The sequence below is a fragment of the Pseudomonas sp. 51_B genome, assembly GCF_017491595.1.
Lineage (GTDB): Bacteria > Pseudomonadota > Gammaproteobacteria > Pseudomonadales > Pseudomonadaceae > Aquipseudomonas > Aquipseudomonas promysalinigenes.
In genome coordinates, this window is sequence record NZ_JAFGYW010000189.1 from 1 (window position 1) to 517 (window position 517).

Annotated in this window: 1 protein-coding gene and 1 pseudogene; one reads left to right on the forward strand and one right to left on the reverse strand. The window is 61.9% G+C overall.

Features of this window, described 5'->3' with window-relative positions; translation table 11 throughout:
- Positions 1-181 (forward strand): gamma-glutamyltransferase (locus J5M56_RS24315; protein ID WP_207937983.1); only part of this gene is annotated, 181 nt, incomplete at its 5' end.
- A 53-nt stretch (positions 182-234) separates the two neighbouring features.
- On the opposite strand, the pseudogene J5M56_RS24320 reads toward J5M56_RS24315, so the two are convergent.
- Positions 235-517 (reverse strand): annotated as a pseudogene (locus tag J5M56_RS24320) (flavin reductase); the annotation flags it as partial.

The window sequence follows — 517 nt, forward strand, 5'->3', positions numbered from 1 at the left end:
GGAACAGGGACAGTTCAGCCCAGCGCTGATCCAGGCACTCAAGGACAAGGGCCACACGCTCAGCGAAATCGACATGACCAGCGGCACCCAAGCGATCGTGCGGGTGAAAAATGCGCAGGGCAAAGCGACATTGACGGGGGGTGCCGATCCTCGGCGTGAGGGAGAGGCGTTGGGGGACTGAAACACTGCATTGAAACAGGCCTGCCGAGCAGCAGGCCTTCTCCCGGGAGTAAATCAGACCGCCAACGTCTTGCCATCCACCCCATCCCCAATCGTCAGGAAATGCCCGCCCGCAAAGTGATGCAGCGTGCGCAAGCCGTCATGCCCCTCGAAATGCCAGCGCCCATCGCTGAACACACGCTCATCGGCCTGGGCAGCAATGACTTCGGCAAGGAACAGGTCGTATTGCTCGTGATTGCGCGGCTCCGGCAGCAGGCGGCATTCGAGCCAGGCGACACAGCCCTCAAGCAGCGGCGCTTCAATCTGTTCGCCAGCGAAGGTGTGTAGGCCGTACGCC